We start from the raw sequence: 12,960 nt of genomic DNA, 5'->3' as shown, positions 1-12,960 counted from the left end.
GGGTATGGGGCATGGGGCATGGGGAGAATAACTACTGACAAATGACAAATGACAAATGACAAAGGCAAAGTCTACCTCGTAGGTGCTGGGCCTGGAGATGTAGCATACCTAACAGTAAAAGCTTACAATCTCTTAGCTGCTGCTCAGGTGTTAGTTTACGATGCTTTAGTAGATGCTCAATTATTGCAGTGCGTACCAGATGATTGCCTGAAGTTGGATGTCGGAAAACGCGGTGGCAAACCCAGTACAAGCCAAGCCCAGATTAACAAGTTACTGGTAAAACACTGTCTCTTAGGAAAACAAGTTATACGGCTAAAATCAGGCGATCCGTTGATTTTTGGGCGTTGCAGTTCCGAAATTGAAGCGTTGAAAGCATCCGGTTGTGATTTTGAACTAGTACCAGGAATTTCCTCAGCCCTCGCCGCACCTTTATTGGCAGGAATTCCCCTAACAGATCCGGTGTTAAGCCGCACTTTTGCAGTACTTACAGCTCACGAACCAGAGGTTTTAGATTGGGAAGCGCTGTCACGCTTAGAGACACTGGTAATTTTGATGGGAGGGCGACATCTACGAGAGATTGTAGATCGACTGGTGCAGCATGGGCGATCGCACTTAACACCCATTGCCATCATCCGTTGGGCAGGAACTCCCGAACAACAAATTTGGACGGCGCAACTGGGCAATATTCTAGAACTTACCGCCGGATTATCCCTTTCCCCGGCGGTAATTGTGATTGGCGAAGTTGTTGGGCTACGCAAGTACTTACAACCTGAGAAAATAGATTGTCAGGTTTCTACTACAGGCAAAACTTTTAGCCCCCCTGCTATGTCAAGCAATTTCCCCCTATCTCCCCTTACTGGTAAAATGATCTTGGTAACACGTTCAATTGGGCAATCGAGTCAATTTAGCGATCGCCTCATTGCATCAGGTGCAACAGTCATCGAAATGCCTACCTTAGAAATCGGCCCCCCCTCCAGTTGGGAAGCTTTGGATTGTGCGATCGCTCATTTATCTGACTTCGACTGGTTAATTCTTACTTCTACCAATGGCATAGACTACTTTTTTGAAAGGCTAACTACCCAAGGTAAAGATAGCCGTGCCTTAGCTGGCATCAAAATTGCCGTCGTTGGTGAGAAAACAGCCCAAAGTCTCAAACAACGCTCTCTGCAAGCAGATTTTATTCCCCCCAACTTTGTTGCCGATTCTTTAGTGGAAAATTTCCCAGATAAATTAGATGGTAAAAAGGTGTTATTTCCCAGAGTTGAAAGCGGCGGCAGAGAAGTTTTAGTTAAGGAATTAACTCTCAAGGGAGCAAAGGTGATAGAAGTTGCGGCATATCAATCTTGTTGTCCTAGTAGTATTCCACCTGCGGCAAAGTTAGCTCTCCAAAACCGCAAGGTAGATGCAATCACCTTTGCCAGTTCTAAAACTGTACAATTTTTCTGTCAACTTACTAATAGTATATTTTCCAACAACTCTAATGCTAGCCAATTATTAGAGGGAGTTTGTATTGCCTCTATCGGCCCCCAAACCTCTAAAACTTGCCATGATTTATTCGGACGTGTGGATGTAGAAGCCGAAGAATACACTTTAGATGGTTTAACCCAAGCACTGATCGCATGGGCGACAAATTCGTAGATGAGGAAGCAGGGGGCAGGGGGCAGGGGGCAGGGGGCAGGGAGAGAATAACTAATGACAAATGACTAATGACAAATGACTAATGACAAAACGTATAATCGGCTTAACTGGTGGTATCGCCACAGGCAAAACCACTGTCACTAATTATTTAGCTAGCACTTATAACTTGCCGATTTTGGATGCAGATATTTATGCTAGAGAGGCAGTATCTTTAGGTTCGCCGATTTTGGGTGCGATCGCCGGGCGTTATGGCGAACAAATTTTACTACCAGATGGCAGCCTCAACCGCCAAAAGCTAGGTGAAATTATCTTTAATCGTCAAGATGAACGCAACTGGATAGACAATTTGATTCATCCTGATGTACGCGATCGCTTTCTCAAAGCCATTGCTCAGTCTTCGTCACAAATACTGGTGTTAGTAGTGCCTCTATTATTTGAAGCTGGGATGACTGATTTGGTAACAGAAATCTGGGTAGTGCGTTGTTCTCAAGAGCAACAACTACAAAGATTGATACAACGAAACCATTTAAATACAGAACAGGCACGAGCCAGGATTAACAGCCAATTATCCATTGAAGAAAAAGTGGCTCATGCAGATGTCGTTTTAGATAACTCTTCTACCCTAGAAGTACTACTGAAGCAGATAGATGTAGCTCTAGCTACGACAAGTAGTGACTAAATTAGATTAATATTAAAATATATACATATATGACATTTTCAAGACATAAAAAGCTTATTAATTAATACTAGATAGTTAAGCAAAAAACTTATATAGGACTCATATTTTATTTCTGAAAAAACTCAGTACACCCCTAAATCCCTTTTTTCCTGTTCCCCGTTCCCTATTTCCTGTTCCCTCCCTACGCAAATATGTTCATTAATCAAATCGGATTCTTATATTTCACCAAATATTGTCCAACAGTTAGGTGATTTTACAGTTGAATCTGCGGTTAATAGTACTGTAAATTTAAAAGAATGGCTTTTAAATAAATTATAAGTTCTATTTTTGAAATGTTTTTAAGTGCCTTCTCTTCAATCATAACAGGTATGAATTTAAGTTCTAGTTTTTTAAATAAATTAGCTCTGGTTATCTCTCCAGTCACAGAATTAAAACAAAAAAATAAAATCCATGATTACAGACAACAAGTTTGTGGAGGCGACTACATATTTGAGCGTCTCAATGAAGGAACAATCGGCTACATGACTGGAGTAGGGAAAAGCGTTAAAGCTTGCGATCGCATTATTTTACGAGAAGGTTGTGAATCTTATCAATATCAAGTTGAAGAAATTGATTATTACTCCGCTCCATCTGATATGTGGATAGCTTTACTCAAGCAAATACCGAATGACTAAATATTAAAGTTAACCGATTGCTTCAATTCTAGACTTCAATACAGTTCAGAATTTCGAGTATATAGGACTCATATTTGATTGGGTGAAAAAACTCAGTACACCTTAGAAAGCTTTCTTTCCTGTTCCCTGCCTATCGCGCTTGCGCTGCGCTTCTCTGCGAGACGCTTTGCGAACGCGCACCACACAAGTAAATTTTCCGAATCAAACCGGATTTCTATATTATCTTCTTGGCACAATCGCGATCGCCCAACAGTAATCAAATGTGACGTAGCTGGCTGCACGATCTACACAAGTTGTAGATTGAGCGATCGTAGCGATCGCAGCAGCAATATATTTAGTATATAATAATACTTATTGTGAACTTGAAAGTAATTTTTTTTATTTTATCTAAAAATCTAAGTAAACATACTAATACACTGTGAGATAAATTTGCTTACCTTTAACAAGGGACTTGAGTAGGGGAAATTCATGAATTGCCCTTACTTGTCTGCTTGCTTAATTGAGATGGTAGCTCGATTTGCGCCGCACTCTATTAGGCTGTGATTGGTTTATTATTCTCAGCTTAATTTCGGTCTAATCATGATCAAAAACATTACTCTAGATCCTCTAGTAACTGATATTCGGTGTGAAGAAATTTGTCAGATTTTGGGAGAGACTTACAACCAGGAACACTGGAATGATTGGCGCTGGCAAATGCGGCATCGGTTGACTAAGCTGGAACACTTTCAGAAGTTATTCAGGCTTAGTGCTACTGAAGAACAGGGACTTTTAATTGCACCAGAGAAGTTTGCTGTAGCGGTAACTCCATATTTTGCATCACTACTCGATCCAGAAGATCCCCTTTGTCCACTACGGTTACAAGTGATACCACGGCAAGAAGAACTAATAGTTAGTCCAGCAGACATGGTAGATCCATGCGGTGAGGATGGCGACACTCCAGTACCAGGACTCGTACACCGCTATCCTGACCGAGTATTGCTGCTTGCCTTAGACAGCTGCGCTGCTTATTGTCGTTACTGCACCCGCTCTCGTTTGGTGAGCCAAGGTGAGATGTACCCAGTAACGCGGCGGTTGGATGCGATCGCCGCTTACCTGGAGGAACACACCGAGATCCGTGATGTGCTAATTTCCGGTGGCGATCCTCTATTGATGGCTGATGAACCTTTAGACAATTTGCTGAGGCGGCTGCGTGCTATTAAGCATATTGAATTTATCCGCATTGGTTCCCGCGTGCCGAGTTTTTTACCGCAGCGAATTACACCAGAACTGGTTGCCTTGCTACGTAAACATCGTGTGTGGCTATCTTTGCACTTTTGTCATGTGCAGGAACTTACCCCAGAAGTGGCACAAGCTTGCGATCGCCTCGCTGATGGCGGCATTCCTTTAGGTAGTCAAACCGTGCTGTTAAAAGGTGTGAATGATTCTGAAAAAGCCCTGAAGAATCTGTTTCACGGTCTTCTCAAGCTGCGTGTGCGACCTTATTATCTTTATCAATGCGACCCAGTTGTTGGTACTGCACATCTGCGAACGAGTGTGCAAACTGGGCTTGATTTAATTTCTAAATTACGCGGTCATACTACTGGTTACGCTGTACCAACTTATGTAATTGATGCCCCTGGTGGTGGTGGCAAAGTCCCAATTCAAGCTGAGACTCTAGTTGCTTATGAGAATGGTACAGCTACAGTGCAAAATTGGGCAGGTAAAACGTACACCTATGTAGATCCAGTAAAGTAGGTTTAACCTTATATAGAAGTTGCTTGCCATCATTAAAAAGGGTCAGTTGGAATAGGTTCTGTTGAGTTCTTGGCAAACCAAAAAACTAAGTAATTGCAGGAGATTAGTTGGAATGTTGATTGTTGGTAATACAAACCTAAAAGGTCGAGGTGTCTTCGCACAGAAGCACTTTTTGAAAGGAGAACTCATTGAGAGAGTGCCAGTTGTGGTTATACCCGCAGAACAGGTTGAATTCCTAGATAAAACAATTTTGGGCAACTATTACTACGATTGGGAAGATAAAGCTGCGGCGATCGCTCTAGGTTTATCTTCCTTAATCAACCATTCCTACAATCCCAATACTTATTATGTGAAAAAATTCGCTGACCGAGAGTTGGATCTGATTGCCTACCGAGATATAGAAGTGGGAGAAGAAATTACTGCTAACTACAACGGTTCTCCTGATGATAAATCTCCTATATGGTTTGATGTTGTTGATGAGATATTTTCACTTAATTAAGGATTTAATAATCGGAATTCCTTAATTAAGATATTTGATTTGTACGTTAAAGCTAACAGAGAAAGTTTTCTCACTGGGAATTATCGGGCTATGGGGTTATTCATTGGTCTGTGTTATGACCTGAAGGCAGATTACCTTCAGGCTGGTTTCAATGCTTCTGAGGTGATGGAGTTCGACGATGAAGAAACTATCATCGGGCTGGAAACTGCACTATTGCAGTTAGGTCATCAGGTTGAACGTGTCGGTAATGGTAAAGAACTTGCTCGGCGTTTAGCAAAAGGCGATCGCTGGGATCTGGTTTTCAATATTGCTGAGGGTTTAAAGGGTCGTTCTCGCGAAGCTCAAGTCCCGGCAATCTGCGAATTATTCGCTCAAGCTTACACCTTTTCCGATCCGCTTACCTGCGCCCTGACGTTAGACAAGGCACTAACTAAGAGAGTAGTGCGCGATCGCGGTTTGCCGACAGCCCCCTTTCAGGTCGTGAATACTACCGCAGAGGCAACGGCTGTGTCGCTGCCAATGCCACTTTTCCTTAAACCTATGGCGGAAGGCAGTTCTAAAGGGGTAACTGGGCGTTCTCTTGTCAAAGAACATCAGGAGCTAGTAAATGCTTATCAAGTGTTACACGAACTTTTTGAGCAACCAATACTCGTGGAAACCTTTCTTCCTGGTAGAGAAGTAACAGTAGGCATTATTGGCAACGATAGCAACTCACGGGTAGTAGGTGTGATGGAAGTAATTTTTACAGGCCAAGTGGAAGCTTTCGCCTACACCACCCTCAATAAAGATGAGTATTTGGAACGGGTATCTTATCGTTTGCTCATAGATCCCGAACCACTGGCAGCACAGGCAAGGCAACTGGCGCTGGATGCATACCATACTCTTGGTTGCCGTGATGCTGCCCGCGTGGATCTGCGCTGCGATCCTAGCGGTGTGTTGCAGTTTATGGAGGTTAACCCATTGCCAGGGCTACATCATATCCGCTCAGACTTGCCAATGATAGGACGTTTGGGTGGTATGACATATACAGAAATCATTGCTGAAATAGTCGAGTCTGCATGGCAAAGATATAAATGTTGAACAAAAGGCAGGGGAAAGGCTGACAGGTACAACTAGTAGTTCGCTCTCGTGAACTTGGCAAGAAAAAGGGGAAGGTGGGTTCGCTCTAGGGATAAGGGGCGGGGGAACGCGGAAATCCCTTACCATGAATTCCCTTTCACTTTTCCCCAGCCCTCACAAGCGCATTTTTGGGTTGGCAGACCACTAGGTGCAACAAACCTACACCTGCAATACTTTTCGGATAAGCCTAACAATCTCTCTTTTGGTCTGGGAAAAGGTTAAAGGGCAAAGGGGAAAAGGTAAATTCAAACCCTTTCCCTTTCCCTTTTCCCCCAAAACCCGAAAAGCATTGCCTACACCTGTCAGCGACTTCCCCCTCCCCTCTGCCTTTTTTATGCAATATGAAGTTGCTCAAACTAAACTACAGAGGGATGTTAGGTGATACGCTCATCTTATAGGGTGTTCAATAGTGTTACCTGACTGTGGAGAATATACTCATGAATTTATTATTTATGCAAACAGCAGCACCAGCTATAGATGCTGCCCCTCATTTTCCTGTTGCTTTTACCTTGGTGTATGTCGTTGGTTTTGTTGCTGCTGTCACCATTGGCTCAATAGCTTGGTACAACTCAAAACGCCCCGCAGGTTGGGAAAGCAAAGAACGTCCTGATTTTGTGCCTAAAGTTGAAAAAGAAGAAACTCCGGGTCTGGGTGAACCTAAATAATAAGCAGTGATGAGTGCTGAGTTTAATAATTAAACTTACAGCAGTTTTCATTTATTTTGAACCACATTTTACATTATTTAGAAGCCTTGTAGAGACGTAGCAGTGCTACGTCTCTACATTTGCCTATTAACTCCGCAAAGAGCTTACATTCATATCGTCGTTCAATCTGCGAATCAAACGGGATAACTCACGAATGATATTCACCGCAATTTCGGGAGTTTCTTCGATCGCATCATATAGTTGCTCTTGCGTCAGTTCTAAAAATTCACAAGGTTCCAGAGTCGTGGCAGTGGCAGATCGAGGTTGAGTATCGAATACTGCCATCTCACCAAAATATTTTCCCTGTTCCACCTCTGCCAACTGTTTATTCCCAATGTGAACTTTAACTCGACCGGAGACGACAATATAGAGCGATCGCCCTTCTTCTCCTTGTCGAAAGATGGTGTAATTAGCTGGGAATGACAATTCGTTCATCACTGAAGTGAGCCGCACAATAAAATCATCCCGCAATTCCTTAAAAATCGGGACTCGCCGGACAAATAATAAACGGTCAACACTGGTTAGCATAATTACAAGTTAAAAATTCAACATTACTGAACATCTCAAAACTGAAGTCAGAGGGCGATTAGTCATATTACCGATGTTGAATGCTAGCCGTCAAGGATATCCGAGCCTTTATCATCTGACAAGGGTTCTCTTCAATCAGAGCGATTGCATAGAAGTTTCTCAAACAATAGCTCAGTATTCAATACTACTCGTTTTGTGCATTTTGAACTCAGATTTAGTTTAGGGAAAAGGTTATACCATTTTAGATTTTGGATTTTGGATTGGGAATTGCCTTGGTACGTCTGGCTTGATGTGAATCCATCTGTCGCAATCATTTTTCAAATTGGTATTAGAGGTTTTTCTTTCCGTTTTTCTCTCATGAGTGTCAATGGGTACAAAGCCCGAAACATCTAGTAATTTTGTCAATCACTTTTATTTATCATTTTAAAAAACAAGAGTATTTGCTCTTATTTGGCTGCAAGCCATAATATTGACTTCATGAGCTCCCAAGGTACCTTGCTGAGAAAAAAATCACCAATTTGATTGGAGGCAATGCCTCTAAAAATTGGGTCATTGGCTGATAAATAACGAATATCGCTCGGTTGTCGTTAGAAAAACAGTCACAAAATCTCCTAACCTGCCCTCACATCGAGAAGCAGAGAGGATTAAGACAAACAGCATTAGAATTACTGTGAGCAACAATTATGGCTTGGCTAATTAGTACATTATTGATTGGAATTTCTGCCGCTTTTGCAACTACCTTTGATGACAACTTATATTTGACAGCTTTTTTCGGGAAAGTCAATCGTAGCTTTCGTCCTAAGCATATTGTTATCGGTGAATTCCTGGGATTTACTACCTTAGTGTTTGCTAGTCTGCCTGGTTTCTTTGGCGGTCTGATTATTCCAACCACCTGGATTGGTTTGCTAGGTTTGCTTCCCGTCGCCATTGGTATCAGTAATCTCATCAGTCGAGAAGAGGAAGGAGAGACAGTGCAAGCTGTGTCAGTTGACTTAACCTCTCCGGTAAAATCTGCACGCCAGAAGAAATCACTATTAGCAACCATCCGCGATCCGCAAACTTACCGTGTTTCTGCTGTCACCATTGCCAATGGAGGAAACAACATTGGAATTTATGTACCATTGTTTGCCAGTAGCAATCTTCCAAGTTTGGGTGTAATTCTGTGTGTTTGCTATTGCACTGTTGGGGTGTGGTGTTTCCTCTCTTACAACCTGACTCGTAATCCTCTGATGACTCCCGTTTTAACTCGCTATGGTCGCAAAATCTTCCCCTTTGTCTTAATTTACTTAGGACTGTCTATCTTAATTAAAAGTGAAACATATCGTCTTTTACCTAGTCTGGCAATGCTTGGGAATTAGGTATCAGGCGATCGCTTCCCCTTGAGTGGACGCTCCACGCGATCGCAATTCTTGATGATGTCAGCAAACAAATCAGCAATCGTTTCCCATCCAAAAAGATTTTTTAATCACTTGAATTTATCAATATGAATAACAATAATATTTGCTCTTATCATTCAACTTATCTAAAGTGAGAATAAAGCACATTATCGATGGCTCTTATAAAAGCAAGTCCACCAATAGGAATCAGATTATGAAGTTCCCAATGAATCAATCCAACTCTAAAAAATTAACTCAGTGGCTCGTAAAAGCAGTGTTTCTGGTAGTTGTAGCGGGATTTACTCTGCTTATCCAGCCCAGCGCTAGAGCACAAACACTAGCTCCATCCATACCTACGGAATCTGAACTAGCTCCAGTTGAATCATCAATGGAGCCTGTAACACCAGCAGCTGTATCACCAATGGAGCCTGTAACACCACCAGTAATATCTCCGGTTGTACCGCCAATAGTGTCTGTAGCAGATAACGTTAGACATTTATTACAAACCAATGAATGTGTCGGTTGTAACCTTGCTGGAGCAATCTTAAAGGATGTAAACTTGCAAGCAGCAAACTTGGAAGGTGCTAACTTACAAAATGCAGACTTAGAAAGAGCTAACTTGCAGCAAACAAACTTACAAAGGGCTAACTTTCAAGGAGCAGATTTAGGCAAGGTAAACCTTTGGGGAGCAAACCTGGCGGGAGCAAACCTATTTGATGCAGACTTAGAGAAAGCCAACCTACTGGGAGCAAACCTGCAAACCGCTAACCTACAAAACGCAGACTTTGAGAAGACAAATCTGACAAATGCAAACATCCAGGGAGCTAACCTGATGGGCGTTGATTTGGAAGATGCAATCAGACCGGAAGGATTTGCTATTCGGTAATTAAACTGAAGTTCTCCGTGCGAGTTGAATAAAAAATATCAAAAGCCTGATTCAGCAATGAATACAGGCTTTAATTAATTCGTAATTCCTAATAAATAGACTTCTTGGCATTTGTAGGGAATTGGGTTTGGGGGAAAAGGAAAAGGATTAACAATTCAAAATTCAAAACTTGTACTGAGCTTGTCGAAGTATTCAAAATTCAAAATTAAAGACATTTCAGATGGGGATTTAAACCCTTGAACTTACGATAAAAAACCTTTCCCCTTTAACCTTTCCCCTTTTCCCGCCTCTTGCAAAAGTAACTTTTGCAAGAGGTCTAATGTAGATGCAAAGGGGCTTGCCGTTGGTTAGTACAGAGACGCAGAGAACGCAGAGAGAAGAGAAATAGAGAGGATGTTTAAAAAGTTTTTTTGGTAACATCAAACCCTTTTCTCAGAAGGAAAGAGGTTTCGAGAGGGCTTTCTAGGATATTTTGTGACTTTTCAAACATTCTCTGAATGGCAAAATATTTTCAGTCAATTAATTCCAGTAATTCTTTTGTTTTCAAATCAGCTGCTACAGGTTGAGAACATGCAATCTGAGGAGAGATAGAGCAAATCGCCTCTGTGGTTGTTTCAAAACAATTTGACAAACCAATTGTATTTAACAATCCTGTACGTTCCAGTAGTTGTTGGACTTCAGGTTGTAAACCTGTGAGAATTAAGCGGCAATTGTGCCGTTCCAAGTCATGATAAATATCCTCTAAGGCTACTAATCCAGTTGTGTCCATATTTGGTACAAACCGCAACCGGAGAATTAAATACTTGACTTCCGGTTCATCGCGGAGGAAAGTAGCAAACCGTTCAGCAGCACCAAAAAATACGGGGCCATCTACCCGATAAACGGCAATTTCTTTACCTAATTCCAGAGGCGTACCAGGGGGAAATACTTCGGTTTCAGGTATTTTGGCTAGGCTCAATTCGCTCATGCGTTTGATGAACAAGGCTCCAGCTGCAATCAATCCCACTTCGACAGCGAGAACTAAGTCAAACAAGATTGTCACTAGCCAGGTGAGAATCATTACCGCAAAGTCGGAGTAGGTAGCACGCATCAATAAACCAATAGCTTCCCACTCAACCATTCGCAGGCTAACCACCATCAAAATCCCAGCCAGTGCTGCTAAAGGAATCTGTGCTGCTAAGGGTGCTAAAGTTAAAACAATTATGGCTAAGACAACACCGTGAATTACGCCAGATAGTCGGGTTTTGCCGCCAGAACGGACATTTACAGCAGTTCGAGCGATCGCACCTGTGGCAGGAATACCACCAAAAAATGGCACAATCATATTAGCCAAACCTTGACCAATTAATTCGCGATCGCTATTATGTTTCTCGCTGACTGTCATCCCATCAGCCACTACCGCCGATAGCAACGATTCAATACTCCCCAGTGCAGCTAAAGCTAAAGCCGGGTTAATTAGTTCTCGAATCAGACTAAAATCATTCCAGTGGGGAATACCTTGAGGCATCGGTAAAGATTGAGGAATCGTGCCAATTGTTGGTACATTTAAATGGAAAACAGAAGCGATCGCAGTTGCTAACACCAGTCCCACTAAAGAACCTGGTATTGTTGTATTAATCCTCGGCCACAAAAGATTGGTGGCAATCACCACAACTGCCAAGTCAACTGCTGCCCAATTTAGAGCTTCTACATGAGTTAGACTTTGCCAAAGTCCGGGCAAAAAATGTTCGCTACGTGATAATTTTAAACCGAAGAAATTATTTAACTGACCACAAAAAATAATCACGGCAATACCATTAGTAAAACCTGCCGTCACCGGATAAGGAATAAATTTTACTAACTGTCCAAGTTTGGCAACCCCCAAGGCAATTTGGATAATTCCAGCCATCACCCCAGCAATCCAAACTTTCTCAAGCCCGTACTTGGCGACAATTCCCACCAAAACTACAGCCATTGCACCTGTTGGGCCTGTAATCTGTACTGACGAACCACCAAAAATTGCGGCGACAATTCCCGCCACAATCGCGGTGTAAAGTCCCGCCTTTGGTTCCACACCACTGGCTACCGCAAAGGCTAAAGCTAAAGGCAATGCTACCACTGCTGCTGTTAGTCCTCCCGTAAAGTCGCCACGCAGTCCACCAAACAAGCGATTCAGACGTAAAAGCTGTGGTTCTTTGAAGATATTAGATGTTGCCATATCGTCATTTTCAATTCTTATACACAATTTGTTGAAGCACACACAAATGTTATTCCATCTTTTCGGTAGATTTCATCAGGGTTGTCGAAAATCCCGCAATTGTGTATGGGTTTTGGTTCAAGTTCGCCTATTTGCTGATTAATAAAAGCGCAGGTTTGCTTGACATATTGGGTATAGTGTGTGTATGAAGGTTGGCGATCGCTACCTAAAGTCTCAGTTACAGAGATACCTTAATCGAAACACAGGCGAATTTAAGATCGGGATGCAAAGCATACAAGCACGGTCGAGATCATTAGTCGAGAAAGCTATAATTTGCTTGGAATAAAGGTGATGTATCCTTATGCTGACGCTTGAGCAAATTGAGTCCGCGATTCTTCAACTGCCACCCAACGAGTATGAGAAGCTCATTCAATGGTTTGCTGATTTAGACTATCAACGGTGGGATGAACAATTGGAGAAAGACATTGCTGATGGCAAACTGGAAGCTTTTGCACAAGAAGCGATTGCTGAGTTCGAGGCGGGGAACTATCGAACAATTTGATGCATTACACAACTCATCGATTTTGGGAACGTTACAATGTTCCGCCTGAAGAGGTTCAGCAAATAGCCGATCAGTGTTACGAACCACTCAAGTCTGAATCCCTCCCATCCATCACTGCATTTTAAGAAGGTTGGTAAATACTGGTCAGTCCGCGCAGGGCGAAACTATAGGGCATTGGGTGTAGAAGTTAAGGATGGTATTTTGTGGTTTTGGATCGGGACTCACGCAGAGTACAACAAGCTTAATTGAGATGTAACGCTCTTCCATCACTCTGGTCAAAGAAAATTATAATTTATATGAGTACAAATTTGGTAAATACCAATGTTGCAATCCATCAAAGGAGTGTATAGGAACGGTAATATACAACTTTCAGAATTACCATCTG

12 protein-coding genes and 1 pseudogene are annotated in these 12,960 nt (G+C 42.2%); 11 read left to right on the top strand and 2 right to left on the bottom strand.

Annotated elements, in window-relative coordinates; all coding sequences use genetic code 11:
* The first annotated feature begins 48 nt into the window (after positions 1 to 48).
* The 7 genes from cobA to psb35 all read left to right on the top strand — a co-directional run bounded on the left by cobA (position 49) and on the right by psb35 (position 7,008).
* The gene (gene cobA, locus NSTC731_RS30615) at positions 49 to 1,638 is read left to right on the top strand and encodes a uroporphyrinogen-III C-methyltransferase (protein ID WP_445628228.1); all 1,590 of its coding nucleotides are present in this window, start codon (positions 49 to 51) and stop codon (positions 1,636 to 1,638) included.
* Between the two features lie 82 nt (positions 1,639 to 1,720).
* Positions 1,721 to 2,317 carry a dephospho-CoA kinase gene (gene coaE / locus NSTC731_RS30610; RefSeq protein ID WP_445628227.1) on the top strand — a complete coding sequence of 199 codons (597 nt, stop codon included), beginning with the start codon at positions 1,721 to 1,723 and terminating at the stop codon, positions 2,315 to 2,317.
* A 368-nt stretch (positions 2,318 to 2,685) separates the two neighbouring features.
* The gene (locus tag NSTC731_RS30605) at positions 2,686 to 2,991 is read left to right on the top strand and encodes a hypothetical protein (RefSeq protein WP_445628226.1); all 306 of its coding nucleotides are present in this window, start codon (positions 2,686 to 2,688) and stop codon (positions 2,989 to 2,991) included.
* A gap of 579 nt (positions 2,992 to 3,570) precedes the next feature.
* Positions 3,571 to 4,725 (top strand): KamA family radical SAM protein, encoded by a 1,155-nt coding sequence (locus NSTC731_RS30600; RefSeq protein WP_445628225.1) that lies wholly within the window; start codon positions 3,571 to 3,573, stop codon positions 4,723 to 4,725.
* A gap of 112 nt (positions 4,726 to 4,837) precedes the next feature.
* The gene (locus tag NSTC731_RS30595; protein ID WP_445628224.1) at positions 4,838 to 5,224 is read left to right on the top strand and encodes an SET domain-containing protein; all 387 of its coding nucleotides are present in this window, start codon (positions 4,838 to 4,840) and stop codon (positions 5,222 to 5,224) included.
* Positions 5,225 to 5,314: 90 nt separating this feature from the next.
* A complete protein-coding gene (locus NSTC731_RS30590; RefSeq protein WP_445628223.1) occupies positions 5,315 to 6,304 on the top strand; it encodes a D-alanine--D-alanine ligase family protein in 990 nt (329 codons plus the stop codon).
* 476 nt (positions 6,305 to 6,780) lie between these two features.
* On the top strand, positions 6,781 to 7,008 hold the full coding sequence (gene psb35, locus NSTC731_RS30585) for a photosystem II assembly protein Psb35 (protein ID WP_445628222.1): 228 nt from the start codon (positions 6,781 to 6,783) through the stop codon (positions 7,006 to 7,008).
* A 126-nt stretch (positions 7,009 to 7,134) separates the two neighbouring features.
* Here psb35 and NSTC731_RS30580 read toward each other — a convergent pair whose 3' ends face one another.
* Positions 7,135 to 7,575, bottom strand: coding sequence for a Crp/Fnr family transcriptional regulator (locus NSTC731_RS30580; protein ID WP_322696418.1), 441 nt, complete (start codon positions 7,573 to 7,575; stop codon positions 7,135 to 7,137).
* Between the two features lie 683 nt (positions 7,576 to 8,258).
* On the opposite strand from NSTC731_RS30580, the gene NSTC731_RS30575 reads away from it, so the two are divergent.
* Positions 8,259 to 8,933 carry a cadmium resistance transporter gene (locus NSTC731_RS30575; protein WP_445628221.1) on the top strand — a complete coding sequence of 225 codons (675 nt, stop codon included), beginning with the start codon at positions 8,259 to 8,261 and terminating at the stop codon, positions 8,931 to 8,933.
* A gap of 244 nt (positions 8,934 to 9,177) precedes the next feature.
* The gene (locus NSTC731_RS30570) at positions 9,178 to 9,837 is read left to right on the top strand and encodes a pentapeptide repeat-containing protein (protein WP_445628220.1); all 660 of its coding nucleotides are present in this window, start codon (positions 9,178 to 9,180) and stop codon (positions 9,835 to 9,837) included.
* 511 nt (positions 9,838 to 10,348) lie between these two features.
* Here NSTC731_RS30570 and NSTC731_RS30565 read toward each other — a convergent pair.
* On the bottom strand, positions 10,349 to 12,034 hold the full coding sequence (locus NSTC731_RS30565; protein ID WP_445628219.1) for a SulP family inorganic anion transporter: 1,686 nt from the start codon (positions 12,032 to 12,034) through the stop codon (positions 10,349 to 10,351).
* Positions 12,035 to 12,374: 340 nt separating this feature from the next.
* Here NSTC731_RS30565 and NSTC731_RS30560 point away from each other — a divergent pair, with 340 nt between their 5' ends.
* Together NSTC731_RS30560 and NSTC731_RS30555 are read left to right on the top strand one after the other, a co-directional pair.
* Entirely contained in the window at positions 12,375 to 12,575 is a 201-nt protein-coding gene (locus NSTC731_RS30560) for a hypothetical protein (protein ID WP_069074678.1), read from the top strand.
* A pseudogene (locus NSTC731_RS30555) lies at positions 12,575 to 12,824 on the top strand (ParE family toxin-like protein). The gene NSTC731_RS30560 and the pseudogene NSTC731_RS30555 overlap by 1 nt, the downstream one beginning before the upstream one ends.
* Positions 12,825 to 12,960: the final 136 nt, after the last annotated feature.

The sequence above is a fragment of the Nostoc sp. DSM 114167 genome (genome assembly GCF_052692655.1).
The sequence above is the reverse complement of the archived record's forward strand: the minus strand, read 5'-3'. Positions and strand labels throughout refer to the sequence as shown.

Excerpts from the sequence above, each read along its gene's own strand:
- cobA (WP_445628228.1), top strand. The coding sequence starts at position 49 with ATGACAAATGACAAAGGCAAAGTCTACCTCGTAGGTGCTGGGCCTGGA.
- coaE (WP_445628227.1), top strand. The coding sequence starts at position 1,721 with ATGACAAAACGTATAATCGGCTTAACTGGTGGTATCGCCACAGGCAAA.
- NSTC731_RS30605 (WP_445628226.1), top strand. The coding sequence starts at position 2,686 with ATGAATTTAAGTTCTAGTTTTTTAAATAAATTAGCTCTGGTTATCTCT.
- NSTC731_RS30600 (WP_445628225.1), top strand. The coding sequence starts at position 3,571 with ATGATCAAAAACATTACTCTAGATCCTCTAGTAACTGATATTCGGTGT.
- NSTC731_RS30595 (WP_445628224.1), top strand. The coding sequence starts at position 4,838 with ATGTTGATTGTTGGTAATACAAACCTAAAAGGTCGAGGTGTCTTCGCA.
- NSTC731_RS30590 (WP_445628223.1), top strand. The coding sequence starts at position 5,315 with ATGGGGTTATTCATTGGTCTGTGTTATGACCTGAAGGCAGATTACCTT.
- psb35 (WP_445628222.1), top strand. The coding sequence starts at position 6,781 with ATGAATTTATTATTTATGCAAACAGCAGCACCAGCTATAGATGCTGCC.
- NSTC731_RS30580 (WP_322696418.1), bottom strand. The coding sequence starts at position 7,575 with ATGCTAACCAGTGTTGACCGTTTATTATTTGTCCGGCGAGTCCCGATT.
- NSTC731_RS30575 (WP_445628221.1), top strand. The coding sequence starts at position 8,259 with ATGGCTTGGCTAATTAGTACATTATTGATTGGAATTTCTGCCGCTTTT.
- NSTC731_RS30570 (WP_445628220.1), top strand. The coding sequence starts at position 9,178 with ATGAATCAATCCAACTCTAAAAAATTAACTCAGTGGCTCGTAAAAGCA.
- NSTC731_RS30565 (WP_445628219.1), bottom strand. The coding sequence starts at position 12,034 with ATGGCAACATCTAATATCTTCAAAGAACCACAGCTTTTACGTCTGAAT.
- NSTC731_RS30560 (WP_069074678.1), top strand. The coding sequence starts at position 12,375 with ATGCTGACGCTTGAGCAAATTGAGTCCGCGATTCTTCAACTGCCACCC.